The organism is Campylobacteraceae bacterium (assembly GCA_013215945.1).
GTDB lineage: Bacteria > Campylobacterota > Campylobacteria > Campylobacterales > Arcobacteraceae > NORP36.
This window is the reverse complement of the sequence record JABSOM010000019.1, coordinates 1-26,945: the sequence shown is the minus strand read 5'-3', so window position 1 is coordinate 26,945 and position 26,945 is coordinate 1. Positions and strand designations below refer to the sequence as shown.

34 protein-coding genes and 1 pseudogene are annotated in these 26,945 nt (G+C 27.2%); 25 read left to right on the top strand and 10 right to left on the bottom strand.

The annotated features are described in order from the left end of the window. Nucleotides 1-27: 27 nt before the first annotated feature. The 4 genes from HRT41_15385 (at nucleotide 28) to HRT41_15370 (ending at nucleotide 2,654) form a co-directional block, all read left to right on the top strand. A complete protein-coding gene (locus HRT41_15385) occupies nucleotides 28-1,074 on the top strand; it encodes a permease (GenBank protein ID NQY25403.1) in 1,047 nt (348 codons plus the stop codon). 63 nt (nucleotides 1,075-1,137) lie between these two features. Next, on the top strand, nucleotides 1,138-1,458 hold the full coding sequence (locus tag HRT41_15380) for a helix-turn-helix transcriptional regulator (protein NQY25402.1): 321 nt from the start codon (nucleotides 1,138-1,140) through the stop codon (nucleotides 1,456-1,458). Between the two features lie 198 nt (nucleotides 1,459-1,656). Beyond that, entirely contained in the window at nucleotides 1,657-1,962 is a 306-nt protein-coding gene (locus HRT41_15375; GenBank protein ID NQY25401.1) for a type II toxin-antitoxin system RelE/ParE family toxin, read from the top strand. Between the two features lie 188 nt (nucleotides 1,963-2,150). Next, nucleotides 2,151-2,654 (top strand): hypothetical protein, encoded by a 504-nt coding sequence (locus HRT41_15370; protein ID NQY25400.1) that lies wholly within the window; start codon nucleotides 2,151-2,153, stop codon nucleotides 2,652-2,654. 57 nt (nucleotides 2,655-2,711) lie between these two features. On the opposite strand, the gene HRT41_15365 is transcribed toward HRT41_15370, so the two are convergent. Next, entirely contained in the window at nucleotides 2,712-2,936 is a 225-nt protein-coding gene (locus HRT41_15365) for a DUF2798 domain-containing protein (protein NQY25399.1), read from the bottom strand. Nucleotides 2,937-3,058: 122 nt separating this feature from the next. Between HRT41_15365 and HRT41_15360 the strand changes: the two genes are divergently transcribed. The 4 genes from HRT41_15360 to argC all read left to right on the top strand — a co-directional run bounded on the left by HRT41_15360 (nucleotide 3,059) and on the right by argC (nucleotide 6,005). Beyond that, nucleotides 3,059-3,358: a MerR family transcriptional regulator gene (locus HRT41_15360; protein ID NQY25398.1), complete on the top strand. Its 300-nt coding sequence runs from the start codon at nucleotides 3,059-3,061 to the stop codon at nucleotides 3,356-3,358. 54 nt (nucleotides 3,359-3,412) lie between these two features. Then, nucleotides 3,413-4,051 carry a hypothetical protein gene (locus HRT41_15355; GenBank protein ID NQY25397.1) on the top strand — a complete coding sequence of 213 codons (639 nt, stop codon included), beginning with the start codon at nucleotides 3,413-3,415 and terminating at the stop codon, nucleotides 4,049-4,051. A 147-nt stretch (nucleotides 4,052-4,198) separates the two neighbouring features. Beyond that, nucleotides 4,199-5,074: an EamA family transporter gene (locus HRT41_15350; protein ID NQY25396.1), complete on the top strand. Its 876-nt coding sequence runs from the start codon at nucleotides 4,199-4,201 to the stop codon at nucleotides 5,072-5,074. Beyond that, nucleotides 5,064-6,005, top strand: coding sequence for an N-acetyl-gamma-glutamyl-phosphate reductase (gene argC / locus HRT41_15345; GenBank protein NQY25395.1), 942 nt, complete (start codon nucleotides 5,064-5,066; stop codon nucleotides 6,003-6,005). Before HRT41_15350 ends, argC begins: the two co-directional genes overlap by 11 nt. A gap of 37 nt (nucleotides 6,006-6,042) precedes the next feature. Here argC and HRT41_15340 read toward each other — a convergent pair whose 3' ends face one another. The 3 genes from HRT41_15340 to HRT41_15330 form a co-directional block, all read right to left on the bottom strand. Continuing rightward, a complete protein-coding gene (locus HRT41_15340; GenBank protein NQY25394.1) occupies nucleotides 6,043-7,017 on the bottom strand; it encodes an MBL fold metallo-hydrolase in 975 nt (324 codons plus the stop codon). 15 nt (nucleotides 7,018-7,032) lie between these two features. Beyond that, nucleotides 7,033-7,320, bottom strand: coding sequence for a winged helix-turn-helix transcriptional regulator (locus HRT41_15335; protein ID NQY25393.1), 288 nt, complete (start codon nucleotides 7,318-7,320; stop codon nucleotides 7,033-7,035). 149 nt (nucleotides 7,321-7,469) lie between these two features. Beyond that, nucleotides 7,470-8,318 carry a 5-nucleotide phosphatase gene (locus HRT41_15330; GenBank protein NQY25392.1) on the bottom strand — a complete coding sequence of 283 codons (849 nt, stop codon included), beginning with the start codon at nucleotides 8,316-8,318 and terminating at the stop codon, nucleotides 7,470-7,472. Between the two features lie 244 nt (nucleotides 8,319-8,562). Here HRT41_15330 and HRT41_15325 point away from each other — a divergent pair, with 244 nt between their 5' ends. Together HRT41_15325 and HRT41_15320 are read left to right on the top strand one after the other, a co-directional pair. Next, nucleotides 8,563-9,141, top strand: coding sequence for an rRNA pseudouridine synthase (locus HRT41_15325; protein NQY25391.1), 579 nt, complete (start codon nucleotides 8,563-8,565; stop codon nucleotides 9,139-9,141). Nucleotides 9,142-9,238: 97 nt separating this feature from the next. Then, nucleotides 9,239-9,661, top strand: coding sequence for a VOC family protein (locus HRT41_15320; protein ID NQY25390.1), 423 nt, complete (start codon nucleotides 9,239-9,241; stop codon nucleotides 9,659-9,661). Between the two features lie 24 nt (nucleotides 9,662-9,685). Here HRT41_15320 and HRT41_15315 read toward each other — a convergent pair whose 3' ends face one another. Next, complete coding sequence (locus tag HRT41_15315) at nucleotides 9,686-10,741, bottom strand: DUF21 domain-containing protein (GenBank protein ID NQY25389.1); 1,056 nt, start codon at nucleotides 10,739-10,741, stop codon at nucleotides 9,686-9,688. Nucleotides 10,742-11,017: 276 nt separating this feature from the next. Here HRT41_15315 and HRT41_15310 point away from each other — a divergent pair, with 276 nt between their 5' ends. The 4 genes from HRT41_15310 to HRT41_15295 all read left to right on the top strand — a co-directional run bounded on the left by HRT41_15310 (nucleotide 11,018) and on the right by HRT41_15295 (nucleotide 13,867). Then, nucleotides 11,018-12,748 (top strand): diguanylate cyclase, encoded by a 1,731-nt coding sequence (locus HRT41_15310; GenBank protein ID NQY25388.1) that lies wholly within the window; start codon nucleotides 11,018-11,020, stop codon nucleotides 12,746-12,748. A gap of 116 nt (nucleotides 12,749-12,864) precedes the next feature. Further along, nucleotides 12,865-13,233 carry a cupin domain-containing protein gene (locus HRT41_15305; protein NQY25387.1) on the top strand — a complete coding sequence of 123 codons (369 nt, stop codon included), beginning with the start codon at nucleotides 12,865-12,867 and terminating at the stop codon, nucleotides 13,231-13,233. 11 nt (nucleotides 13,234-13,244) lie between these two features. Then, the gene (locus tag HRT41_15300; GenBank protein ID NQY25386.1) at nucleotides 13,245-13,535 is read left to right on the top strand and encodes an antibiotic biosynthesis monooxygenase; all 291 of its coding nucleotides are present in this window, start codon (nucleotides 13,245-13,247) and stop codon (nucleotides 13,533-13,535) included. A gap of 41 nt (nucleotides 13,536-13,576) precedes the next feature. After that, nucleotides 13,577-13,867, top strand: a complete 291-nt coding sequence (locus HRT41_15295; protein NQY25385.1) for a GTP cyclohydrolase — start codon at nucleotides 13,577-13,579, stop codon at nucleotides 13,865-13,867. Nucleotides 13,868-13,960: 93 nt separating this feature from the next. On the opposite strand, the gene gltS is transcribed toward HRT41_15295, so the two are convergent. Next, on the bottom strand, nucleotides 13,961-15,157 hold the full coding sequence (gltS, locus tag HRT41_15290) for a sodium/glutamate symporter (GenBank protein NQY25384.1): 1,197 nt from the start codon (nucleotides 15,155-15,157) through the stop codon (nucleotides 13,961-13,963). A gap of 178 nt (nucleotides 15,158-15,335) precedes the next feature. Between gltS and HRT41_15285 the strand changes: the two genes are divergently transcribed. The 4 genes from HRT41_15285 to HRT41_15270 all read left to right on the top strand — a co-directional run bounded on the left by HRT41_15285 (nucleotide 15,336) and on the right by HRT41_15270 (nucleotide 18,275). Beyond that, nucleotides 15,336-15,719, top strand: coding sequence for a RidA family protein (locus HRT41_15285; GenBank protein NQY25383.1), 384 nt, complete (start codon nucleotides 15,336-15,338; stop codon nucleotides 15,717-15,719). Nucleotides 15,720-15,740: 21 nt separating this feature from the next. Continuing rightward, complete coding sequence (locus tag HRT41_15280) at nucleotides 15,741-16,571, top strand: class I SAM-dependent methyltransferase (protein NQY25382.1); 831 nt, start codon at nucleotides 15,741-15,743, stop codon at nucleotides 16,569-16,571. Nucleotides 16,572-16,593: 22 nt separating this feature from the next. Next, nucleotides 16,594-17,382: a helix-turn-helix transcriptional regulator gene (locus tag HRT41_15275; protein NQY25381.1), complete on the top strand. Its 789-nt coding sequence runs from the start codon at nucleotides 16,594-16,596 to the stop codon at nucleotides 17,380-17,382. 65 nt (nucleotides 17,383-17,447) lie between these two features. Then, complete coding sequence (locus HRT41_15270; protein ID NQY25380.1) at nucleotides 17,448-18,275, top strand: NAD(P)H-binding protein; 828 nt, start codon at nucleotides 17,448-17,450, stop codon at nucleotides 18,273-18,275. A gap of 93 nt (nucleotides 18,276-18,368) precedes the next feature. On the opposite strand, the gene HRT41_15265 is transcribed toward HRT41_15270, so the two are convergent. Next, nucleotides 18,369-18,767, bottom strand: coding sequence for a hypothetical protein (locus HRT41_15265; protein ID NQY25379.1), 399 nt, complete (start codon nucleotides 18,765-18,767; stop codon nucleotides 18,369-18,371). 144 nt (nucleotides 18,768-18,911) lie between these two features. Here HRT41_15265 and HRT41_15260 point away from each other — a divergent pair, with 144 nt between their 5' ends. From HRT41_15260 to HRT41_15235, 6 genes and pseudogenes are all read left to right on the top strand, one after another. Further along, nucleotides 18,912-19,364 carry a cupin domain-containing protein gene (locus tag HRT41_15260; GenBank protein ID NQY25378.1) on the top strand — a complete coding sequence of 151 codons (453 nt, stop codon included), beginning with the start codon at nucleotides 18,912-18,914 and terminating at the stop codon, nucleotides 19,362-19,364. 90 nt (nucleotides 19,365-19,454) lie between these two features. Further along, nucleotides 19,455-20,081, top strand: coding sequence for a LysE family translocator (locus HRT41_15255; GenBank protein NQY25377.1), 627 nt, complete (start codon nucleotides 19,455-19,457; stop codon nucleotides 20,079-20,081). Nucleotides 20,082-20,165: 84 nt separating this feature from the next. Beyond that, nucleotides 20,166-20,750 carry a LysE family translocator gene (locus HRT41_15250; GenBank protein ID NQY25376.1) on the top strand — a complete coding sequence of 195 codons (585 nt, stop codon included), beginning with the start codon at nucleotides 20,166-20,168 and terminating at the stop codon, nucleotides 20,748-20,750. Nucleotide 20,751: 1 nt separating this feature from the next. Next, nucleotides 20,752-21,531 carry an AraC family transcriptional regulator gene (locus HRT41_15245; protein ID NQY25375.1) on the top strand — a complete coding sequence of 260 codons (780 nt, stop codon included), beginning with the start codon at nucleotides 20,752-20,754 and terminating at the stop codon, nucleotides 21,529-21,531. Nucleotides 21,532-21,728: 197 nt separating this feature from the next. Continuing rightward, the gene (locus tag HRT41_15240) at nucleotides 21,729-22,250 is read left to right on the top strand and encodes a YgjV family protein (GenBank protein NQY25374.1); all 522 of its coding nucleotides are present in this window, start codon (nucleotides 21,729-21,731) and stop codon (nucleotides 22,248-22,250) included. Nucleotides 22,251-22,404: 154 nt separating this feature from the next. Next, nucleotides 22,405-23,002, top strand: a pseudogene (locus HRT41_15235) (DJ-1/PfpI family protein). An 8-nt stretch (nucleotides 23,003-23,010) separates the two neighbouring features. On the opposite strand, the gene HRT41_15230 reads toward HRT41_15235, so the two are convergent. Beyond that, nucleotides 23,011-25,233, bottom strand: coding sequence for a hypothetical protein (locus HRT41_15230; protein NQY25373.1), 2,223 nt, complete (start codon nucleotides 25,231-25,233; stop codon nucleotides 23,011-23,013). A 3-nt stretch (nucleotides 25,234-25,236) separates the two neighbouring features. Then, the gene (locus HRT41_15225; GenBank protein ID NQY25372.1) at nucleotides 25,237-25,797 is read right to left on the bottom strand and encodes a hypothetical protein; all 561 of its coding nucleotides are present in this window, start codon (nucleotides 25,795-25,797) and stop codon (nucleotides 25,237-25,239) included. A gap of 275 nt (nucleotides 25,798-26,072) precedes the next feature. Between HRT41_15225 and HRT41_15220 the strand changes: the two genes are divergently transcribed. Next, the gene (locus tag HRT41_15220) at nucleotides 26,073-26,408 is read left to right on the top strand and encodes a hypothetical protein (GenBank protein ID NQY25371.1); all 336 of its coding nucleotides are present in this window, start codon (nucleotides 26,073-26,075) and stop codon (nucleotides 26,406-26,408) included. A gap of 28 nt (nucleotides 26,409-26,436) precedes the next feature. Here HRT41_15220 and HRT41_15215 read toward each other — a convergent pair whose 3' ends face one another. Continuing rightward, a complete protein-coding gene (locus HRT41_15215) occupies nucleotides 26,437-26,634 on the bottom strand; it encodes an SHOCT domain-containing protein (GenBank protein NQY25370.1) in 198 nt (65 codons plus the stop codon). Nucleotides 26,635-26,945: the final 311 nt, after the last annotated feature.

Sequence of the window (26,945 nt, the reverse complement as noted above, 5' to 3'; positions counted from 1 at the left end):
GAAATAACAAACTATTAAGGATATTAAATGTCACAAGAAATACTAAGTCAATTATATGCAGCAGGGAATTTTTTTATATTTGGATTCTTAGAATTATCCATACTGTTTTTAGGGGTTAGTTTTTTAGTAGAAATACTAAATGTATTTATGAATCCTACAAAAGTACAAAAAGTTTTATCTTCTAGTAAAGGAGGTTATTTAATTGCTTCAGCCCTTGGTTCTATTACTCCATTTTGTTCGTGTTCCACAATACCATTAACCTTGGGTTTATTAAAAGCAAGAGCTGCTTTTGGTCCTATTATGACCTTTTTATTTACTTCTCCTTTATTAAACCCAATTGTAGTAATTGTTTTTTGGTCTGCTTTTGGATATCAAGTTACTATTGTTTATGCATTAATAGCATTTTGTATTTCAATGCTTGCTGGTTTTACTTTAGAAAAACTTGGTTTTGAAAGATTTATAAAAAAAGAAATTTTTCAAGATGATGTAAAAGAAAAAAAATCATTTTTTATAAAAATAAATAAGAATACAAGTATAAACAGCTCTTGTTGTGATTCAAGTACAAAACCCAAATTTAGCTTTACAACAGCAAACAGTAATACTTCTACTTGTTGTAGTAAAGCACCTATAGAAGAAGAGAGCAAAAAGAGTAAATGGGAAAAAATTACGAATAAAGATTTAATGAAAAAAACATGGAAACAGTTTTTATCTTTTGCGCCCTATATTGCAATAGGTATAGCTATTGGTGCTTTTGTTCATGGTTTTGTACCCAATGAATTATTAAGTTTATATGCAGGAAAAGACAATCCTTTTGCTATTCCTTTTTCAGCATTAATTGGAATTCCTTTATACATACGTGCCAGTTCAATGGTTGGATTAGCTCCTGCTTTATTAGATGGAGGCGTTTCAATGGGAGCTATTTTAGCGCTTACTGTAGCAGGTGCGGGGGCTTCTTTGCCTGAGATGATTATGTTAAAGAAGATTTTTAAATTGCCAATTATGATTTTCTTTTTAGTATCAGTGTTTACTATGGCTATTGCTTGTGGTTATTTAGTTAATCTGTATTTTAGCTAAGAAAATTGGTCTTGAATAAAAAGAAAGTGCTATAATTCTAGAATAACAAAAATAGGATATATGATGAATGAAGAAAAATTAGTAAAATGTTTAGCCCAACTTGGGAATATTACTAGGTTAAGAATTTTTAGACTTTTAGTAAAGGCTGGAAAAGAAGGTTTGAGTGTTGGTAAAATACAAGAAAAACTTGTTATCCCTGCTTCAACACTCTCTCATCATATTTCTAAACTGCTTAATTTAGATTTGGTAAAACAAGAAAGAAAAGGAACAGTATTAAACTGTTTTGCAAACTATACTTTATTGGATGATGTAATATCTGAATTGCAAGATCAATGTTGTTTAGATGATAAATCTTTTATAAAAGATGAATGTACTAAAGTGTAAATTATAACTCTGATTTAGATCTAAGTGTAGATTATTAATAAATATAAGATATGGCACTTTAATGGATGATTATTTATTTACTGCACTGTCCTAGAAACTTTTTTCCCATAGTCTTACAAATTGTGATATTTTGACCTAATAATAAATTTTAAGCTATTCTTTCAATACTAAAATACAATTAATCTAGGATATTGAATTATGTGGAAAGTAGAATATTATAAAACTGCTGATAATAAAGAGCCTGTTAAAGAATGGTTATGTTCCTTTGATGAGAAAACAAAAAGAAAAATACAAAAACATTTTTTGCGTTTAGAGCGAAAAAAGTTAAATTTAAAACACAGCTTTATTAATCATCTTGAAACCCAATTATATGAGATAAATGTGGTAGAAGAAAAAAGAGTTTTAAAAATCATTTTTTTCCCTAGTTCGTATAAAAAAATCATGTTATTACATGCCTACAGTAAAAATATAACAAAAAACAACAAAATAAAAAATGCTGCTTAAATAACTATTATTTAACATTAAATATTTAAAAAATATAGAAAAGTACTTTTAAAATAAAAGTAATAAAAAAAACTAAAAAGTTTTTAATTAAATAATATATATAATTAATGATAATTATAGTAAAAAGTCCAAAAATAATTAAATATTTATTCCGTAATCAAATCTTTATTTAAAGAATGGAGCTTAGTATGAAAAAATATATTTTAAGCATATTTCTCTTTACTGCTTTATGTGCTGATAATTTTACCTTAGAAAATAAACTCTCAATTACAACGGGTACGTATGTAAAACATATCTCTCCCAAAGACAGTGAACACAGTTATGAAGGGTTTAAAAACCAATATATTGATATCCGCTACAAAATTTCACCTAAATCAAAAATAGTTATTGGAACACTAAAAAACTCTCAGGCAAACCGCTGTTTATTATTAGGTTTAGAACATAAATGGTATGATTTAGGAAAGAGAATCTCTTTTAAAGGCTTGTATGCCTATTCTGGCGAGTTCTTTTTTGATGCATTTGATAGTTGTTCAAATGGAGGAACGTATAAAGATATGAAAGACAAAATTGGAATAGGTTTTGTTCCTTATATATACCATGGTTTAGAATTTGAACTTAGTAAAAACATTTCTTTAGATGCTGGAGTTCTCTTACCATTGGTAGTAGTTGTCGGTCTTCGTTTTAATTTTTAATGTAGATAAATAAGCTGTTTTTATAATTCTTGTTCCCATGCAAAAATGGGAACAAAATCATTTAACTATTAAAATATTTACAATTTTTCTAACTCTAGGAATAACAAATAATATAGTTGGAAATGCGATTAAAAAAGCTTTCCAATATGCACTCAACCAAAAATAAACAAAATTATCAATAAAACCTATATTAATAAATGTAACTACTAAACTCATAAAACCAGACATAAATGCCCCCATTATAAATGCAAACAAAAGCATTTCGTATTTTTTTGCTATCATTTTATCTCCAGTAATAAACATAAATTGTATATAATATACAATTTATGTTTTATGTATACTAATATTATTTACCTTAATTGTATATTAACAACAATTTTTGTAGAATATATTATAGAAAAGGAATGACTTTAATGGAAGAATTATTAGATTTGAAATTGATATCAAAACTTCGTTTGTGCATAGGAGAAGTTGAAGATATTACAGGTATAAACCAAAGAAAACTACGATATTGGGAGGAAAAAGGAATTATTTCTTCTAGCACTAGTACTTGTGGAGGCAATAAATTATTTGATTATATAAATATTAAAAAAGTACTATTAATAAAAGAGTATATTGAAGAAGGATTTACTTTAACTGCCGGAGCTAAAAAAGCAGATACTAAACTACTTGCTTCACTTGAAGTTTTTAATGAACTAAGATAATAATACTAAAATATAACTTTTGAGAAAAAACATTCTTACTGTAAAAGGGAAACATTGAAAACAAATCATATTTTTATTTTTTGTGATAATCATGAAGAAGTTGTAAATGAATTACTTGCTTTTGGTTTTATGGAAGGGTCTAATAGAATTCATCCAAATCAAGGGACTCAAAATAGAAAATTTTATTTTAATGATTTTTTTATTGAAATATTATGGGTTCATAATTTTGATGAAATACAAAATGAGAGAAGCAAAAAAAGTAAATTATATGAAAGAGCAGAACATAAAACAAATACTTGTTCTGCTTTTGGTTTGTGTTTAAATTATTCTAAAGAAGAAGATGAATTATTTGAAAATTGTTATAAATATAAACCCAGTTATATACCTTCAAATATGTTTATTGAAGTATTGAAAAATGAAGATTCTCCCAGTTTACCATGGACATTTAGGTGGCAAACAAGTGGAACAAAGCTTAAAATTAATGAGCCAATTAACTTTTCAAAACAAAAGTTATCTAAAATAATTTTTGGTATTAAAAAAAAGACAATAGAAAATAACTATTTAGAATTATTTAATAATGATGAAGTTTTTTTTGAAGATAGTAAAGAAGAATTTGTAAAATTAATTTTTACAAAGAGTGATGATAAAAAAGCTCATTTTTTTGAAAGCTTAAATTTAATAATTGAATATTAATCTTGTAAATAAGCTATTCATAGGAATTTCCAAGTATAAACGAATACATATCTTATGTAGCAATTTCATGCTATCTTAAATTTTTCATATTATATATAATTCAATCCTTTTAAATACAGTACTTGATTTTATATATAAAGGTTTTCCTTGAATTCAAAAAATATATTCTTAGCTCTTTTAGTTGCCCTTATCTGGGGTATAAATTTTCCTATTATTAAACTGGGTTTAGAAGAATTGCCGCCTATTTTATTTTCTGCATTAAGGTTTACAATTGTTGCTATTCCTGCTGTCTTTTTTATTCCTTTTCCAAAAACTTCTGTTTGGAATGTACTTGGAGTAGGGGTGATTTTAGGTATTTTTAAATTTGCTTTATTATTTTTTGCTATGAATGCTGATGCTTCTGCTGGTCTTGCTTCTTTGATTTTACAAGCACAAGTCTTTTTTACTATTTTTTTAAGTGTTATTATTTTTAAAGAACATATTTCAAAGAATCAATTATTGGGAATTTTTATATCAAGTCTTGGTTTTAGTATTTTCTTTTTAAATGCAGAGGGGAATATCACTGTTCTTGGCTTATGTTTGATTTTATTAGCTGCTTTTTTCTGGGCTGTTTCAAATATCATTATGAAAAAAATGAAAGATGTTAATCTCTTGCATTTTATGGTGTGGGTTTGTTTGATCCCACCTTTGCCCTTATTTGGTATCTCATACTATACAGAAAGCAAAGATATCCTAAATATTCTGCTTCAAAGTACACAAACAACTTGGTTTTCACTGGTATATGTAAGTTATATATCAACACTTTTAGCTTTTGCGCTATGGGCATATTTACTTAAAAATAACAAAGCAGCAGAAGTCACTCCTTTTGCTTTATTAATTCCTATTGTAGGCCTTAGTGCTTCTAATATTGTTTTAGGGGAGAGATTATCTTCTTTAGAATTAATGGGTGCTGGAATTATTATGTTAGGTTTACTGGTATGTGTTTTTGGAAAAAAATTAATAAAGGTAAACAATGAAATTTAAAATATTTGTTGATGGACAGTTTGGAACAACGGGATTAAAAATAAATGAAATGTTAAGTATGAGAAATGATTTAGAAATATTGAAAATTGATGAAAAAGACAAAAAAGATTTAAGCATAAAACAAAAGTTAATAAATCAAGCAGATTTAGTTTTTTTATGTTTGCCTGATTTGGCATCAAAAGAATCTGTAAAACTTATCACAAATACAAGAACAAAAATCATAGATGCAAGTACAGCTCATCGAATAGAAAAAGATTGGGTTTATGGAATTGCTGAATTAAATAAAAATCAAAGAGAACATATTAAAAAAGCCACTAGAGTTTGTAATCCTGGATGTCATGCAAGTGGGTTTATTATGAGTATGAATCCTTTACTTGAAAATAATATTATTTCCAAAAAACAAAAACTTATTTGTCATTCTATTACGGGATACAGTGGTGGAGGTAAAACTTTAATTGATATTTACGAAGCAGCGGAGAATGCATTTAAGAGTCAAAGGCCCTATGCTTTAAACCTAGATCATAAACATTTAGCTGAAATGAAATACATTTTAAAACTGGAAACAGCACCACTGTTTACTCCTAGTGTTGGGAACTTTAAACAAGGTATGTTAGTTATATCTTATTTAATTAAAGATGATTTACTCAAAACTATATCAAAAAAAGGCATTTTAGAACTTTATAAAAACTATTATAAGAATGAAGCTTTTGTCAAAATTATTGAAGATGATATAACGTATCTTGATGAAGGATTTTTGGATGCTATGAAATGTAATAATACAAACCGTATTGAATTATCTGTTTATGAAAATGAGGATTATATGGTAATAATAGCGAGATTAGACAATTTAGGAAAAGGTGCCTCAGGTGCAGCTGTTCAAAACATGAATATTATGCTTGGATTAGATGAACATTTAGGCCTAAACGTTTAATTAGCTAAGAGAAGTTCGATAATAATGTATATCGGACTTATTTAGCTTTTTTCCACCATGTTGATGTTTCTGTATGATTTATTAATGAAATTTCTTTTCCCATTATTGGAAATCTGATATCGATACTGTTTTCTTTTGCCAAAGAAAAGATTCTATCAAAGGGTTCAAACCACGAATGTAAGGATAAATCAAAGGTACCATTATGTATTGGAAATAAAACTTCTGCTTTTAAATCTTTGAAAGCTTGGATAGCATCTTCAGGCATCATATGAATATCTTTCCATTTTTCATTATAAGCCCCCACTTCTAAAAAAGCCATAGTGATTTTTCCATGTTTAGATGATATTTCTTTAAAAGAAGAAGAATATCCTCCATCCGCTCCAAAATAAAACTTGCCTTTGGGTGTTTTAATTAACCATGAAGACCATAAGGTTTTATCTCTATCACTTAACGTTCTTCCTGAAAAATGTTGAGCTGGGGTACAGGCAAATTCAATACCATCTTCAATTTTACTTTCCCACCAATTAAGTTCGACAATTTTATTTTTATTAACTCCAAAGTTTTCTAAATGTTTTCCTACTCCTAAACTTGTATAAAACGTTCCTACTTTATCTTTTAGTGCTTTTATACTTTGTTTATCCAAATGATCATAATGATCATGTGAAATTATTACAGAATCAATAAAAGGCAAGTCTTTTATTAAAATAGGAACATCATGAAATCTTTTAGGTCCTAAAAAAGAAAAAGGGGAGGCTCTGGTTGAAAATACTGGGTCGCATAATATATACTTATTTTGTATTTTAAAAAGTAATGTTGAATGTCCCATTCTAATTACAGAGTAATCTTGCATTTTCTCAATATCTTTTTTACTTAAAAAATTAACAGGAATTTCATTTTTATCTTTAGGTTTTGATTTTTTTGATTTATTTTTTATCATATCGATAAACATTGGGAGAAGTTCTTTTATATGTGACTTGTAAACCTTATGAGCGTTTTTATATTTATCTGACATGTCTGTTCCTTTTGTTTATAAATCTATAAAATCTCTAATTTGGGCTAAGGTATTTTTATTTACCTGCGCCACCAAAAACTTACCATTTTTTTTAGTTGTAATTAAATTTGCATTACTTAACTCTTTTAAATGATGAGATATCGTAGGCGCTCCAATTTTAAGACAAGATAATATTTCCGAAATAGAGCATTCACACTTTTTTTCATAATCAATATTTTCTTGTTTAGCAATTTCTTTGTAGATTTCTAATCGGTTCTCATTGGATAAAGCTTTGAATATTTTTGCAAGTTCTTTGGAATTCATTTTTACTCTTTCTTAATTTGATAATTATCGAATTGTAACATAGATAAAAATATTTGTCAAGAATTAATATAAGGATAAAAATAAAAGATGAATTTTAAGAAGAGGGCAGTAGTTATAGCCTAATAAAAGAAATCCTTTCGGATTCCTATTTATTTACCATCCCAGATATCTAATTTTTCTATCATTTTTTTACGAATATCTTTTCTGCTTAAAGAATAATCAGAACCATAAGCGGCAGTTTCCCACGAACCATATAAAGGATTTGGTAGGATAATCCATTTTTCACCCCATTTATCAATGTTTTCTTTTGAAAAAGCAATTTTATCTCTGTCTTCTAAACTGCCTTTATACGCATCAGAAAAATCACCTAAATTGTCTCCAATAAGAAGAGCAATTCTATAGTTTTTAGCAATATGAGCTCTTCTGGTACTTTTTTTAGAACCCCAAGATTTTTTTTCTTTTTTTAGTAAAACCGTATCAATGTCTTTTGGTAAATATATACCTAAAGAAAGAAGATTTTTTCTGGTTGCTTTTTCTTGTGTTCCAATACGATTAGAAACAAAAAATACAGTTACATTTTGTTTCTGTGCGTATTTAATAAAATCCAAAGCTCCAGGAATTGCAGGTGCAATTGCCGCATCAACCCATTTTTGCCAGTTATTCCATGCTTCATCATCATAGTATTTATTATCTGCAATTAATTTAGCAGAAAAAGGTGAATTGTTAATAACCGTTTCATCTAAATCAAGAATAACAGCTAGAGCTTTATTTTCATAGTTTTTGCCTTGTACACTAGTGACTGCACTCCATGATTTATCAAGAATGGCTTTATCCAACATTAGTTTTGCTAATTTGTATTGAGAGAGAGTATTCGCTTTGTATTCTTGCGCTTTTTGAAACCAAAGCGTTGAATATAAATAATCACTTTCATTTGCATTTGCAAAAAAAGGCATAAAACTTAAAGCGCTAAAGATTATTGTAAATAATTTTTTTTTCATAATTAGTCTTTTTATTAAAATTTAAAAAATAGGCTAAACAAAGCATATTTTCTTCTGTATTATAGTGTAAATTCATAAAATTGCATTTTATATAAGCCCAATTATTGTATAAATATACAGGGATAGATGGTGGCTATAGCGTTAATTAGTTATACTGTTGTTAATGCAAAACGAAACTAATACTTTTATAAATATTTTTACAATCATAATTTATTATTGTAAAAATATCTAAGGAATACACTTAATGAATAAAGATAATGCCGATTCTACTAAACTCTTAGTTTTTAATAAACCTAAGGGGTTTTTAGTGACAAGAACTGACGATCTTGGACGAAAAACAGTTTATAAACTCTTGCCCACTTGGGTTTATGAAGAAGGATGGATGCCTATTGGGCGTCTTGATTTAGAATCAAAGGGACTTTTATTATTTACAAAAGAAGGTCAAATAAATAATTTTTTAACAAAACCAGGTAATTGTATTAAAATATACGAAGTTTGGGTTAGGGGACATGTTACTGATGAACATCTTCTTCAAGCTAAAAATGGAGTGGACAGTATTCATGGACTATTAAAAGCAAAGCTTGAAAAAATAAGTTTTGCTGGGGCTAAAACAAAACTAAAAGTTCAAATTGATGAAGGTAAAAATCGCCATATAAGAAGACTCTTTGGCGCTATGAAAGACCCAAAATTTGGGACACCTTTAAAAGTTCTTGATTTAAAACGAACTATGATAGGTAGTTTAAAACTTGATATCAAGAGTTCATCGTGGCGTTATTTATCTTTGGATGAAGAAAAAAAACTACTAAAAAATTTCAAGAAGTAGTTCTTATTATCGTACTTTAGAATTAAAAGAGGGAAAAAATTTCTTCTTTTATTTTTGTAGAAGTTTTTAATAGTATAACACTAATAAAAGGATTAAAATGAAACAGTCAATAGTACATGTTGCATTAGTGGTAAAAGATTATGATGAAGCAATTGATTTTTATGTGAAAAAATTAAAGTTTGATTTAATTCAAGATATTTATCAAGAAGAGCAAAATAAACGATGGGTTGTGGTCTCACCTCCTAACTCTAAGGGAGTAAGTTTGCTTTTGGCCAGAGCTTCTAAAGAAGAACAAAATAATTTTGTAGGAAATCAAACAGGTGGAAGAGTATTTTTGTTTTTAAATACGGATGATTTTTGGCGTGACTTTAACAGAATGAAAAAAGATGGCATTCATTTTATACGAGAACCTAAAGATGAAGAATATGGAACCGTTGCAGTTTTTGAAGATCTTTATGGAAACTTATGGGACCTTTTACAATTAAATGAAAATCATCCAATAAATAAAAGACTTACTTAAAAGGTGATTTTTTTGAAAAAGTATTTACTTTTTTTTAAGAAAATCATTGCGTAATATTTGCATTTTTAATTTAGCTGCTTCTCTCATATCTACTACTTTGTCCAATTCATCTACTATTTCAATTCCAAGCAAACTTTCAATGGCATCTTCTAGGGTAACTATACCTTCTGTTTGGCCATAATTATCTTCTACAATAAAAAGGTGTTCATGTCGAGAAAGAAAAATATCTAAGAGTTTTGATATAGGTATATTTTCATTGATTCTATAAACTTTTTTTATTAATTCTTCTTTTTTTTCTAAGCTGTTTAATATATATTCATAAAAATATTCTTTTGAAATGATGATTCCCACGATGTCATCAATGTTTTCTTCATATATAGGAATACGTGAATATTCTTTAATTTTTTCAAAATCAAGTTTTTTGTTTTTATCTTTAAAAGATGCCAAATACTCATCTTTTTGTATTGAAAACATTACGCTTCTTGGTGTATGTATGTCTTTTACTCTTATATCATTTAAGTTTAAAACATTTTGGATTACATCTGTTTCTTTGTCTCGTATTACACCTTTTTTTTGGGCAAGATTAGCTGAAATTACAATTTCTTCTCTACTAATTGAATCGCTTTCTTTTTTACTTATTACTGAGGTAATAATATTCATTACTTTTACTAAGGGGTAGGTTATTAACATTAAGATATTAATTGTTCTTGCACAAATAGGACTTAAGCTTTTCCAATGATAAGCCCCAATCGTTTTTGGAATAACCTCAGAAAAAACCAGAATAATTAAAGTAAGTACAGCTGAAATATAAAACATATATTCCTGCCCATATAATTTAGCAGCTTCGCTACCAACGCCTGCTGCTCCAAAGGTATGAGCAAAAGTATTCAAACTTAGAATGGAAGCAATAGAGCTGTTAATGTTTTCTTTTTGTTTGGACATTAATAATCCAAGTTCTTTATTGGTTTTTTTGATAATTTCTATGTGAGCTTGAGTAATTGAGAGTTGCACTGCTTCTAAAATAGAACAAATAAAGGAGATTCCAACGGCTAAAAGAAAATAAACGAGTATTAACATCATTAATCCTAAGGCTCTTAGTGTTCTTTATCTTATAATAAAAATATTTAAAACTTATCTTGTTTATAAACTAGGCCTATTAAATAATTTATAATTTATAATTTATAATTTATAATTTATAATTTCTGCGCTTCTTTTATTCTTTTTAAGTTAATTCAGGTGTTACTATTTATTCAAAATTATTTTTAAATTTACATTTATAAATATAATAATTTAAATAGTTAATGTAAGTACAGTATTATACTACTTATACTAATAAATACTTTAATAAGGAAAATTATGATTAGAATACCTATTCGTATTACGGTCATGGGATTATTTTTACTGATTGCTACCATTATTATGGCTGTTACCTTTTATATACAAGTTGGTTTTTCTAAAGATTTAGCTAAAAGTGCAATGAAAAAGCAGTTTGAAATAACTTCCTATAAAATAGAAGAAAATATTAAGAGAATAAATGCAGTGAGTAATTCTTTAATTACATCAACTATTCCTTTTATAAAAGACATAAATGCAGAAACTCTTTTCACAAATAAGCGTAAGTATTTAGAAATATTTTCAAATATATTAAATGATAGTAGGAATTTATATTCTGTTTATATAGGCTTTAATGATAATAGGTTTTACGAACTCATTAAACTTGATAGTAATAAAGATTTAAAAAAGATTTATAATGCAAAAAAAGAAGATAAATGGCTGTTAATCGAAATAAACAAATATCAAGAAAAAATTCTAAGTCTTTATGACAAAAATTTTAAGCTAAGTTTTACAAAAAATGAAAGTACTGATTATATAGTTAATCAAAGGCCTTGGTATAAAAAATCCATTGAATCAAATACTATTACAAAAGTGGGTCCCTATACTTTTTCTAATATTAGTGAAAATGGAATCACTTATTCAAAAAACATGAACAATAATAATGTATTTGCAATAGATATTTTACTCGAAAATTTTTCAGATATTTTAAAAAATAATAGTCATTTAGAGTCTTATTTATTTGATGTTGATCAAAATATTATTGCAAAATCAAGTAAAGAGGATTTGATATTTATGGAATTAATAAAAAATATTGATATAAATAACTTTGAAAGAAATTTTATTAATACTAGTACTATAAAAGGAAAAGAGTATATTTATAGCCTTGTAGAAATTAAAGGTTATAATAAAAAAGAGTACTTATTATCGTACGTTTTATTAGATTTAATGATGACGCCTTATATGGAGAAGTTTTCAAAGATGGATAAAATACTTATTGTTTTGTTCTTTATTTTCATTCCTATTCTTTGGTTTTTTGCATCTATTATAGTAAAACCCATTTTATTATTAGCAAAAGAAAGTAATAAGATAAAAAACAGAGAATTTAATAAAGTTATAACTATCAATAGTTCAGTAAAAGAAATAAGTTTATTATCTTCTTCTTTAAGTAAAATGGCTAATTCTCTATATGAATACCAGCTTGAATTAGAACAAATGGTTACTGTTAGAACCAAAGAGTTAGAACATAAAAACAAAGAATTAGAAATATTATCTATTACAGATAAACTAACCAATACCTATAATAGAATTAAGTTAGATAATACTATTGAAGATGAAATGTTAAAAGCCAATAAAGAAAATGGCACTTTTAGTATTATTATTATTGATATTGATTATTTTAAAAAAGTAAACGATACTTATGGACATCTTGTAGGGGATGTGACTTTAGTAGAATTTACAAAAATACTTAAAAGTGCTCTTGAGGATGGGCATATTCTTGGACGATGGGGCGGAGAAGAATTTGTAATCATATCTTCTATCAAAACGCTTGATGAGATTATTATTTTAGCAAACAAGCTAAGAGAAAAAATACAAAATCATAATTTTCCTACCATTGGATCTAAAACAGCAAGTTTTGGAGTCTCCTTATATAAAAAAGAAGAGACCTCAGAATCGTTAATAAACAGAGCAGATGAAGCCTTATTTATAGCTAAAAAAAAGGGCAGAAATAGAGTAGAAACCTTAGAGAAATAAACTTATTTTTGTGCTTTTTTCATAATAAATTTAAAAAAAATCTTTAATTGAGTAAATATCAATAATGTTCTATACAAAATTGTATCTTTTTATATATAGTAGAACAAAGGATATACATGGATAATAAAATTAATATACAAGAAAAGTTTTCTTTATTTACGAAAGAGTGGACACCTAAAATAATTGCGCAATCAAATTCTCAGCTTGTTAAAATTGCAAAAGGTAGTGGTGAACTTGTTTGGCATAAACACGATAATGAAGATGAACTATTTTTAGTGTTTAAAGGTGAGCTTACCTTGCAGTTAAGAGAAAAAGATATTGTCTTAAAAGAAGGGGAAATGTATGTGGTTCCTAAAGGTGTAGAACATTGTCCTTGTGCTACACCTGATACACATTTCATGATGATAGAACCAAAATCAACTGCACATACAGGTGAAACACAAAGTGAAGTTACTGTAGGCTATGAAAAACAAAAGTGGATTTAAAAGGAAAATAAATGATAACAGAAATTGCAATACTGGATGTAAAAAAAGGTCAAGAACAAAGCTTTGAAAATACATTTAAAGAAGCACAAAAAATCATATCTTCAATGAAAGGTTATATTTCACATAGTTTGCAAAAATGCCTTGAAAATAATTCTAGGTATTTATTAAGAGTAGAGTGGGAAACATTAGAAGACCATACCATTGGGTTTAGAGAATCTTCCGAGTACAAACAATGGAAAGAATTATTGCATCATTATTATGAACCTTTTCCAACAGTAGAACACTATGGGAAAAACCTTTAATAATTAGCTCTAGTAATTTATATTAAAACATAAGGAAAAAAATGTTTATAGTCTCAATAACATATACCGTTAGTTTGGACCTTGTAGATAGTTTATTAGCAGAGCATGTTAAGTATTTAAAGATTCAATATAAAAAAGGTAACTTTATTGCCTCAGGAAGAAAAGTTCCACGAACAGGGGGAATAATACTTTCACAAGTAAATAATCTAAAAACACTTCAAAAAATTATAAATGAAGACCCTTTTAAGATAAATGATTTGGCAAAGTATGATATTCAAGAATTTATTCCAAGTATGAGCAGTGAAAAATTTATCAATTTAAAAGAAGAATAGAGCAATAACAATAGTTATAAATACTGCTGGTTCATTTAAACCAGCATAGGTTTATTTTTTAATTTAACTTTGTAAAAATCAGCTTATTCTTTCTTAGGATATCCAGGATAAAATAGTATTTATTATTATTGCATTTGAAATATCTATAAAAAAAGCCCCTACTAAAGGTACGACTAAAAATGCTTTTTGAGCAGGTCCGAATTTTTTTGTTACTGCTGTCATATTTGCTATTGCTGTTGGCGTTGCGCCTAGGGCTAGACCTGCATATCCTGAAGACATAACAGCGGCATTGTAATCTTTTCCCAATAAAGGGAAAACTAAAAAAATGACAAAGAGACTTACTACTATTACTTGTGCTAAAAGTAAAAATAAAATAGGCAGGGCTAAATCTACTAAAGTCCATAATTGTAAAGACATTAATGACATTGCTAAAAATAAGTTTAGTGATAAGTCTGAAACTAAAGCCAAAGAGGTTGTGCCTTCTGCCCACTTTAGTTTCTTAAAGATATAAGGAATAGTGTTTGTTAGAATTATTCCTCCAAATAAACAAGTTACAAAAGTAGGAAGTTTAATATTGTAACTTTTTAATAAATCATCAAGGTGTAAACCAAAACCAACTGCTAGACTTATAATTAGAAATACACCTAACATAGAATCAACAGATATTTTTTTATGTGTTTCATCTTTTATTCCTACTACCATATCTTTTTTAGAAGACTTAGGAATAAGATTGTTTTTGTTTATTAAATATTTAGCAATTGGTCCACCAATAATGCCTCCTAATACTAAACCAAAAGTAGCACAAGCGATTCCTATTTCCATTGCATTGTTTATATTATAGGTATCTTTAAAAATGGGAGCCCAAGCTATTGTCGTACCATGCCCTCCACTTAAAGACACAGAACCACTTAATACTCCAATACTAAGATCTAATCCACTAGCACTAGCAACTGCAATGCCTGTAAAGTTTTGTATAAAGAGATAAACAACTGCAATTATTAATAAAATAACTAGTATTTTACCTCCTTCTAGTAAGGTTGAGAGTTTAGAGGATAAACCAATAGTAGTAAAAAATACAATAAGTAAAATATCTCTTGTTTCTAAAGTAAAAGAGATGGTAATATCTGCAAAAAAATAAATACTTGCAAAAATTAAAGAAGCTAAGACTCCGCCTGTTACTGGCTCTGGAATATTGTATTCTTTTAAAAAACCAACTCTTTTATTGATAAAACTTCCAAGAAATAAAACGATAATAGCTAATATTAGTGTTTGTCTTTCATCTAATAACAATATGTATCCTTTCCTAGTTTGAAAAGATATTATACACAATAATAATTATAATTATTCGCTTTAATTATTTCTCTGAAAAATATCCATACTTAATTTTAGTTATTTTAGATAAATTTTTATTTTTTTCATATATAATGGGAGTAAATTGTACTTACAAATATTAATAAAAGGAAATATATTGAATAGAAGAAAAATATCAACAGGCTCCCCTTTTGAAACTAAGATTGGTTATTCCCGTGCAATTGTAGATGGAGATTACGTTTTTGTTTCTGGAACTACTGGGTATGATTATAAAAATATGAGTATTTCTAGTGATGTAATAAAACAAGCTGAACAATGTTTTTTAAATATTCAAGAAGCGCTTGAATTAGCTGGTAGTTCTTTAGATGAGGTTGTAAGAGTTCATTATATTTTTCCAAATAAAAAAGATTTTGAGCCATGTTGGGAAGTATTTAAAAAATATTTAGGCATTGCCCAACCAGCAGCTACTATGTTTATAGCTGGATTATTGGATGATGATATGAAATTAGAAATTGAAGTAACGGCTAGAATAAAAAAATAATTGTAAATTGGATATTTTAGAATGCAAAACAATAGTGAAGATAATAAAATTAAAGAATCTATAAGTTCTACCTTCGATGAAGTAGCAAAGAACTATGATAAGAATGAACACTTCCTTATCTCTGCAAAAAAACTTGTTCAAATATTAAAAAAACATGATATGAAAAACAATGCGAGTATTTTAGATTTATCAACAGGAACTGCAAATATTGCAATAGAAATAGCGAAACAATATCCTAAGTCTTTTATTCATGGTATTGATATTTCACAAAATATGCTAAAAATTGCTAAGATAAAAATAAAAGAGCAGAATATAAAAAACATACATTTGTACCATCAAGATGTAGAAAACTTAGAACTATCTGCTGGTCCGTTTGATCTTGTTACTTGTGCTTACGGATTGTTCTTTTATCCTAATATGGAAAAAGTATTTTGTGATATAAGTACTCGAATCAATAAAGGTGGAAGATTTATTTTCTCAAGCTTCACCGAAGATGCATTTCAGCCCTATACTAAAACTTTCTTAGAAATGTTAGAGAATAATTATAATATTAAAATGCCTGAAAAACTAGATGCTATATCACTAAACAGTAAAGAAGACATAAGAAAACTCTCATCTTTAATTAATCCTTCAAATTTAGAAATTGAATATGTTAAAATACGATTGAATTTAAGTATAGAACAGTGGTGGGATTTAATAAACAGCTCTGGTTTTAAAGTTTTTCTTTCCAACTTAAGCAAAAAAGAGTATAGAAATTTTAAAAAAGAATATTTTTCTCATTTAGAAAGAGTCACTTCTAATAAAATTATAAAATTAAATGCAGATACTTTATTTGCAATCATTACAATCTAAGAGAGATAGATGAAAGAAAACAATGAACAATAAACTTAAAGATTTAAATTTTTCTCTCTTTATCGTTGATAAAAAAATAGAATTATATGTTCAATCTTATTGGCAGGTAAAGTGTACTTTGGAAAAAACAGTAGAATATCTTCTTGCTCCTGATGGAGCGATGGGGCTTATTGTAAATCTAGGAAATAAGATAAAAATAAAAACAGAAAAAAAGACTTATGATTTAGAGATGGGCGAAATACTACTCTTAGGAATACATGAGCATGCTGTTTCTGTGGTTTTAGAAAATAATTGTAATTTACTTGGTATTAGATTTAATCCAGCAGGTGCTTTTTGTTTTTTTAAAAATGATTATTCAAACTTATATCAAAACAATATTCTAATAAAAGAGAATAGTTTATATAAAAGATTAGCTAAAGAGGATAAGAGTATAGAAGAAGTCTTTAACAGCTATTTATTGTCTTTGTTTAAAGAAGATTCGAAAATTAAGTCTTTTGTTTTTATGCTTAAGAAGATAGAAGAAGATAAAGGTATTATTGAGATAGAAGAACTTTCTTCTCTTCTTAATATAAGCAGACGATCAATTGATAGGTTATTTAAAAAATACCTAGGCATATCAGCTAATATTTATCTACGAATAATAAAAATAAAATACAGCAGAGAAGAATTACGAAATGTTTCTTTTGATACCTTGACAAATGTTGGTTACAACAATGGTTATTTTGATCAATCGCATTTTATAAGAGAATTTAAAACCTTTATGCAAAAAAGTCCCAAACAATATGTAAAAGAAAAAAAGACTTTGTCCTAAATATACAATTTTTTCTTTCTTTAATCTCCTATTATTCTTATGTAAAAACAACATAAGGATTTTAAATGAACGTTTTAGTTATTGGCTCAACAGGAGTAGCAGGAAAAAAGGTGATTCCACAACTTATAAGTGCTGGACATAATGTATGTGCAATGGTAAGAAATGAAAAAGATTTAGAGAAATACTCAAAAATTGCTCATTCAAGCGTATTGGGAGATATCTTAGATATCTCTTCTTTAGATACTGCAATGCAAAATGTGCAATGCGTAATTAATTTAGCAACAGCAATTCCTAATTGGGAACAAACAGATATAATTAGAAATGAAGGTACTAAAAATTTAGTTCAAAGTGCTTTAAAATATAAAGTAAAAATCATACAACAAAGTATTATCTTTTTATATGGAGATCAACAAGACAAACTTGTAGATGAAAATACTCCTATACAACCCTTTGATCTTATTTTATCTGCTGCTAATATGGAAAAAACCATTATTAACTCAGGTTTGGAATATATCATTTTAAGAGGAGGGGCTTTTTATGGAGAAGGAACAGGGACAGAAAATACTTGGTATTCTTTAGCAAAAGAAGATAAGTTATTATTATCAGACAATGAATTTTCATATAATTCTTTAATTAATGTAGAAGATTATACTAAAGCTTGTACTTTAGCCGTAAATTCAAGTTATTCAAAAACTATTTATAATGTGGTTGATGATTACAGTGTGAGTGATAAAGAATTATACGATTATATTAACAATATTTTTTCAAATGGAGAAAGCAAAACAGGGGGGAATAGATTTCTTCCTTCTTTAAGAGTTTCAAATGAGAAAATTAAAAAAGAATTAAATTGGGAAGCTGAATTTACTTCATATAAAGTAACACTTGGTAGATAAGACTAAATAAAAAATAAAAAATAAAGAAGAAAGAACAGATATTAGTATGATTCTTTCTTCTAAAGAACCTAATTAAAAGGATGAGGTTGAATTTTAGTTCTTACAAAAATTTTCAATTAATTTTTTTAGGTTTATTTTATCTTTTTGTTTTATTATAAAGTGGGCATTTAAAGATGATTCGCTTATATCCCCTTTTACTATTTTATCGTCTTTATTTTTGAAAAGATGAATTCCATTGCCTCTAATTCCTCCAATAGATATTCGTAAAGTATTTGATGGAAGTTTTGACAAATACCTAGAACCTCTTGAAAAACCAATATAAACTCTTGCTTTTGGATGCTCTATATTGGATAGGTTTTTATCAAAAGAATCCAATACTGCATAAGAATAAGGTTGTATTATTTCTAAAATTTCATTATTAATGTGTTGATGTTGCAAGGGTGTTCCAGAAGAGGGGTTACCTTTAAAATAAACAATATCGTAAGTACTCATTGATATATACTCTTTTTAAGCGAATTTTTTTATTTACTTTAACATAGCTTTTTGTAACTTAGGTTAAATTATATATTATTTATATAATTTCTGTTATACTTACTTGACTGTTTAGTCAAAAACTTAAAATATTAAAGGTAAAAAATGAATACAATTAAAAACATTGCAGAAGATACAAATTACACAGCAGTTGATTTGGGTAACTTAAATGATTTGATGAACTATTCTTTAATTCATCCGGTTAATAAACAAAAAATTGAAGGAAAGGTATTTTTAAAAGATGCCTGTAAATTAACAGGTGCGGAGATATCATTTAATAGCCTAGAGGCTAAAGTAGAACAGTCATATTTCCATATTCATAATAAAAATGAAGAAACATATATCATTTTAAAAGGTCATGGTTTTTTTCAAGTTGATGGAAAATGTTTTGATATTAAAGAAGGAAGTGTAATCCGAGTAGCTCCCAAAGGAATAAGAGGTATTCGTAATGATTCAGATGATACGATGGTATATATAGTCGTACAAGCAAAAGAAAACTCACTAGAAGAATATACGACGAATGATGGTGCAAGAGTCACCTTTGATCCAAAATGGTAAAAATATTGTCTAATTAAAAATGCAATGTTATTACAGATGTAAGGAATATTTGTCTAATATATAGAAAATAAAATACTCTAAGGAAAACAAATGTTTCCACTTGAAATTTGGCTTACTTATACTTTTGCTTGTTTACTTTTAGTTCTTTCCCCTGGTCCTGATAATATATTAGCAATAGGAAGAGGACTTTCTCAAGGTAAAATTGCTGCTTGTATGTCAGGCTTTTCTTCTGGAATGGGGATATTGTTTCATGTTTTAACAGCAACTTTTGGGCTTACTTTATTAATACAAACATCTGAATTTGCATTTATGGTGGTTAAAATAATGGGTGCACTTTATCTTATTTTCTTAGGAATTAAAGTTTTACGTTCCCGTAGTCTTATTAATCTTGAAGCACAAAACAAACAATCTTATAAAAATATTTTTATGACTGGTTTTTTATCTGCTGCTTTAAATCCAAAACCAGGAATGTTTGTGCTTGCTTTTCTTCCTCAATTTGTTAATCCAGCTTTGGGTTCTGTTACTATTCAAATGCTTGTTTATGGATCATGGTTCGCTTTATTAACAGCAAGTGTCTTTTCTCTCATGGGAATTTTTTCTTCAAAACTTTCATCGTATTTAAAAAAGCGTCCTAACATCGTTAGTGGACTTAATATAGGGGCTGGCTTAACTTTTATTGTTTCTGGATTAGCCGTGGTTAGTTTAAAACAACGATAAAAAAATCTGAATAAATATCTTGTGCAATAATGTACTATGATATAAAAAATGCAATAAGTATAATTCATAAATAAAGGTTGGTTTATGAATTTAGTTTTTTTTGTACTGTATTGTTTTATGATGACAGCATCTCCTGGTCCTACGAATATTATGATTCTTTCTACTGTTCATAATTATGGAGTAAAAAGAGCATTAAATTTCTCTTTAGGTTCTGGTGTGGGTTTTTTCACGCTTTTAGTGCTTTGCGTAGTTTTTAATGTCATTCTTCTTTCTTATCTTCCTAAAATTATATTTTTTTTACAAGGTATGGGGGCCTTATATATGGTATATCTTGCTTATAGTATTTTTAAAATAAGTGATGCTAAAAAAAATAATTACAATACAAGTACTTTTAAAACGGGATTTTTAATGCAGTTTATTAATCCTAAGTCTTTAATATTTACCTTAAGTGTATTTCCAAGTTTTATTTTTCCGTATTATAACTCATTTTTATCTTTGAGCTTTTTTATTTTTCTGATTACTTTTATTGCTTGTATGTCTTTTTTTTCTTGGATATTATTTGGAAAAGTGTTAAAATCTTTTTTAGATAAACATAATAGACTTGTTAATAATATTATGGCATTATTTTTACTTGTATGTGCAGTAATTATCTCAGGGATATTGAATTAAAATGGAAAAATTTATATATAAAAATAGAACAGATATAACAGTTCTAAAAGCCAGAATGAAAACGTTCTCTTATAAAAAACATGCCCACGAAGAATACTCATTAGGAGTTACTTTAAATGGTATTCAAAAATATTCTCTTGATGGTAGGTCTCAAACATCCCATAAAAATGGCGTAATGCTTTTTAATCCTGAACAATTGCATGATGGTCAAGCTGGAAAAAGTAAAGAAAGCTTGGATTATGTGATGTTGTATATTAAACCCTCCCTTTTTTTAGAAGCAATAGGTAAAAAAGAGATTGTTAAATTTTCTTCTTCTTTAGTTTACAATGAAAAATTAAAACACGATATTATAAATCTTTCTTCTGCTATTTTTTTTGAAAAGGATGAAAATTTATGCAATGAGTTATTATTGAATGTAGCGGATAATTTTACTTCAAAAGATTTTGTGATTGATTATAAAAAAGAAAATCATCTTGTAAAAAAAGCAAAAGAAATGATGTATTATGAACTGGATTATGTTCTTAATTTGGACGAAATATCAAAAGCTTTAGATTTAAGTAAGTTCCAATTTATAAGAATGTTTAAAATAAATACAGGAATTACTCCTTATCAGTTTTTTTTAAACTGCAAGATAATACATGCCAAAAAACATCTTGAACTAAAAAAAGATTTGTATGCAACCGTTGTCGAATTTGCTTTTTCAGATTTATCTCACTTAAACAGACATTTTAAAAGAGTCTATGGTCTTACTGCTTATGAATATTTGCAATCTTTATCTTAGTTTTAATCATGTTTTAATCTAGTAAACATATAATTGTTGCATTAAATATCAATTTTTAGAGAAAGAATAAGTCACAAAATTTAAGACTATAAAACAAGAAAAAAACTAAATAGAATTGGTAGAGTTTCTCTTAAAATTGCTGGTTAATAACTGCCAGCATACAAAGAGCAACAAAAAATTAAAACTAAGGGAACAGAATGACAGATTTTTTATTATCACAAATATTTGTGGGCATTGCCATTTGTTTTGACATCACGTCCTTCCAATTTAAAGACAGAAGAAAAATTATAATGTGTTTCTTTTTTGCTTCTATATTTATAGGGCTTCATTTTTTATTATTAGAACAATATACAGCTGCTTCTTTAGCTGTGGTTGCGGCGCTTAGATTTGTTAGCAGTATTTTTACCAGTTCAAAAAAACTTATGTCTGTTTTTTTGATTGCTTGTGCTGTCGTTACTTTTTTCACTTATGCTGGAATATTAAGTATTTTTAGTTATTTAGGTGCTTCTATTAATACCATTGCATCTTTTTGTAAAAAAGATGAACACTTACGTTTAATTATGATGATAGGAACACTGTTTTGGATAGTGAATAATTATTTTGCAAACAGTCCTGCGGCTGTTTTTATGGAATCATTATTTTTATGTAGTAATATAATAGGATATTATAGACATTATATTAAACCTAAAAGAGTTCTTGCAAAAGTATCGAACAAGTAGTACTAGAACTACTTATTCAAATATACATTTTGTATTTTAGATAAGCATTTACAACAATCATGAAAACTAAGACATGTTTTTTGACTTAATAAATTTTTAGGTAGCTATCCTAAAGATTTAAAAGATCTTTCAAAAAATATAAAGAAGGACAATAATGAATATAGCTATATTAACATTTGACGGTTTTAATGAATTGGATTCATTTATTGCCCTAGGAATATTAAATCGTATGAAGCATATTGGCTGGAATGTTCAAATTACTTCCCCTAGCGAATACGTTACATCTATGAACGACCTTAAAATTAAAGCACATCAAAGTCTTGCTTTTGCAAAAAACAGCAGACGTCGTTTTATTTGGTAGTGGGATTTATACCAGAGATATATCAAAAGATGAGAATATTTTAAAACAATTAAAACTAAATCCGAAAAAACAATTAATAGGGGCTCAGTGTTCAGGAACCTTACTTTTATCTGTGCTTGGATTATTAGAGGGACTTCCTGCTTGTACTGATTTAACAACAACACCTTGGGTAATAGAATCTGGTGTTGACGTTTTAAATCAAGCTTTTGTTGCAAAAGGTAATATTGCAACAGCTGGTGGTTGTATGTCATCACAATATTTAGCTACTTGGGTGATTGCTAAATTAGCAGGAACAGAAGCTGCAGGTGAAGCTATCCATTATGTAGCACCTGTAGGTGAGAAAGAAGAGAGTGTAGCGCATAATCTCTCAGTAATAAGTCCTTATATCTAAGCTAGCATTTACGCTATCTTAGAATCATTTAGTAAAGGAATAATATCAATTTTTTTTATTGTGTAAAATTCTTTGTATATCTTAGTAACTTGCGTAAACTCATTTTCATCTATGCTCAAAAGATGTTTATTTAAGATTTTTTGCTCTTTAGAATAGTCTATATTTATTAAGAATTTTGCAATAATATTTTCAATTAAAAGCATGGCACGTTTTTTATTTGAGTTTGTAGCTCTTAATATCAAAAGAGCATCATTTGTTAATTCAATAACTTTTAGACACTCCTTTTCATTAATTGGATGAACTATCATTTTAGATAATATATTTAATGCTTGATTATGTAAAACAACTGGCATTTCATCTTTATCACCAACAGACTCTTTAAGCATTATTCCCTTACTTCCAAGTTCAATAGCTTGATGAATAAGATTAATGTCTTTAGATTGCTCTTCAAGATATTGTAATCTGTATGCAATCGCCATATTTACAAAACTTGCTCCATACTCAAAAGCTCCAAGGGTCGGGATACTTAAACATTTTTTATAGTGATTAATGGCTTCTTTATATTCTTTATTCCATTCTGAGTAATTTGCTAAAATGTTATAGTAGTGCCATAAAGAAAGAGCTTCATTATCATTATTATGAGTAAATAATAATGCTCTTAAATCTTCTAAAGCATTAAGGCCTTCTTCTTTTAAATCCTCTTTTCTTTGACTAACAATTAACCAGGCTTTTCTTTGATGAAATCTCACCTCAATTGTTGAGGGTTTTTCATTTTTAGAAATATTTAATATTTTTGGTAAACTTTCATAGGCTTTATTAAAGTCTCCCATTCTTTCATATAAAGAAGAAATATTAACAGAATATTTATCGGGATTAATTTCAAATAAGTATTCATTTAATAAGAGCGCTTGTTTAAAATGTCCACTTCTTTCAAAAAGAAAAGAAAGTTTATTTAAAGAAGAAAGAGAGAGTTTTCTATACAAAGACTTGTTATTATTGCTAAAAGAATTTAAGGTACTTGCATCAAACATTTTCCCTGCAATTTTAAACCAATACGTATCAATAAATTCATATTCTTGTTTTTTAAGAATGGAGTCAATAAATTTATCTAATATAGCTAAGGTTCTTTTTTCATCTAATACTATATCTTTGACGTAATAATATAAGATGAGCAAAGAGATTGGATTATCAAAGTATGTAATACATTCTTCTATGTGATTTCTTAGATAATAAGCTAAACGTTTTTTTTCTTCATTTAAATTTTTTAGTTTTACATTTTTTGTAAAACTGTATAGCGTTGATTTATCTTGGTTTATGAAATTAAAATCATCAAAACTACGGTTAATAAAACTTTGAAAACCAGATATAAGATGTTCATTTGTATTTTTTTGCACATCAAGAAAATTTCTTCCACAGTATTCAAACAGTTCTAAGGAGATAAATGTTTTTTCATTTTTATTAATAAAAGATGTGGAAGAAAGTTGCATAAGAGAGTAAAGTTTTGTTTCTTGTTCGGATAATAATAGTTCTGAACAAGAATCATTGTTTGTATTTTTCTCTTTAATTATGTTAATACTTAGAATATCTAATTTTTCTAATTTTTCTTTAATACTACTAATTTGGTCATTTCTAATGTAAAAATTAATACTAATAAATCGGTTTAATAATACAGGTATAAGTATTCTCCATACCCAATGTTCTTTGTTTAGTAAATCAACATTGTATACATTTACACTTGCTTTTTTATCAAATAAACTTATGGCTAATTTTATTCGTTCTCTTTTTCTGATATCTTTGTTAAACCAAGAAGCTAAAATATTTTTTAATTCACTTCTTTCACCTTCTAATAAGGAAGGCATTATTAACAAACCAAAAAAGAAAATAATAACAAATATAAGAGATATACTGTCTTTTAAGTCCCAAACAAAAGGAAAGTCAAAAATAAGTTTTTTAAATAAATCTTCATAAATTGCAGAAGAAAGTAAAGCAAACATAATTACTATAACAGAAATTAAAGACAGAAAATAGGTAGAAAATCTTTTTTTAAAAAAATATATAAAACTACTTCCCTTTAAAATATTTATGTCTTTTTCAAATTTTTCAAGATTGTCTTTTTCACAAAAAGTAATATTTATTTCATTTTTATTTTTTGAAATAATACTGTCTTCAAAGGTCTTTCTTTTCGTTGTTTCTAAAGAAAATATGTGTAAGTTGCAAGAACTTTTTTTCATTTTTTATTGAATCCCTTCTCTTGCAATTTTATGTTGAAGAGGATCGCAGAAACTGTACGTTCCTGTTTTTAAAGGAAAAGGAAAAGTGCTTAAAGATTTTTTGTACTCTAAAACAAAATCATTAGAATATACATTAAATGAATTTGTTAATATATCTATATACTTGGAGGCAATAAAGCAGTTTTTACTAGTATTTGTAGCAATTCTATCTTTTGATGTTGTCATAAATGCAATAACATCTTCATCTAAGGAGTATCCCTCAACATCATTTGCTTTGATGCGTATACAAGAGTAGTTTTTTTCTCTTATTTTTAAGGTCTTTAATTCCTCATCTGTGATTTTTATCAAAATACCATTTGTTTTTTTAAGATTGTTTTTTTCTAAGTTTAAAAAAACACCATTTATTTTTATTTTATCAGCAAATTGAATATATTCAATTGAATTCCAAATTTTTTCATAACCTTTTATTGAAACTGGAATCAAATCTTCTTGTTTTAGTTTTCTTTTAAAAGACTTTTGTGCACTTGTTATATTAATTAAAGAGCCGTAACCAAATAAATACATATATTAATCTCACTTTTAAATTTAATTTTTTTGTGCTTGATTCTACTATAACAACAGTAAACTTTGAATTATTTATTGAAAGAATAAAATAGATTTTGTATAATTAATTTATATCATTCTTCTGTGGAAAAAATCAAGTGCCTCTCCTTTTATTTAATTGAAATTATTTATTCTTTATAAAAGTACATAAAATAGTAATTAAAGTGATCAGCTTTAGTATTATTAAGATGAATTTTAATATTATGCTTATATAAAAAGAATTAAGGCATAAATTAATGAAATATATTCGTACAACAGAAGCTACTTCATGGAAAAAGAGAGAAGGCATTTGTGATAAAATTGTTCAGTTTGTTTATTCTTTTGTACCCAATGCGAATCCAAGATATCAGCAAAAGTACTATTTGTTAAATGAATGGTTCATTGAATTTGATGATGAAGGGAAAATTCAAAGGGAAATGGGAATTGATTTAGATGGAAAAGTCCTTTTTGCCAGTCCTTACAAACAAAATCCTGGTTTTTGGATAGAAAGCGAAATGAGTTTTAAGGATTTTAAAAACAATGAACTATCCTCAAATGAATTTTCTCGTTTATGGGATGAGTATTTTTTATAACGTATATAAGAAGCGTTACTAACTCTTCTTATATACAGGATCTTTTTAATTCTTCAAATTCTTCTTTCTTTATTTCACCTCGTGCTAAGCGGTTTTTTAAAATATCTATTGCTGATACTTCATTTGCCTTATTATTACTTTTAAAAATAGAAAATAAAACAAAAATAATTACTCCCCAGAATATTAACATTGCAAAACCATGAAACATAGTCATATTGCTATTCATATAATACATCATACTTAACTCCTTTTTTATATTATATTGTTCTCTTGTGTATAAAGTGTGGAAATATTATTTAAATGCAAACAGTAAATTAAGACCATAAAAAAGGCTTAAAAAAAGCAAATAATAAAAACTTTCAACATTTAAACCATCTTTAAGAAAAACCCCTTGACAAAGAAGGGAAAACCTCCTATAATTCCCGTCCAAATCAAGTGTGACACTTTAAAGTGACAGACAAGAGACTGGATGATCTTTAACAACTTAAGGTTTATAAATGTAATTTTTATAAACTGAATATGATACTTCAAATGTGA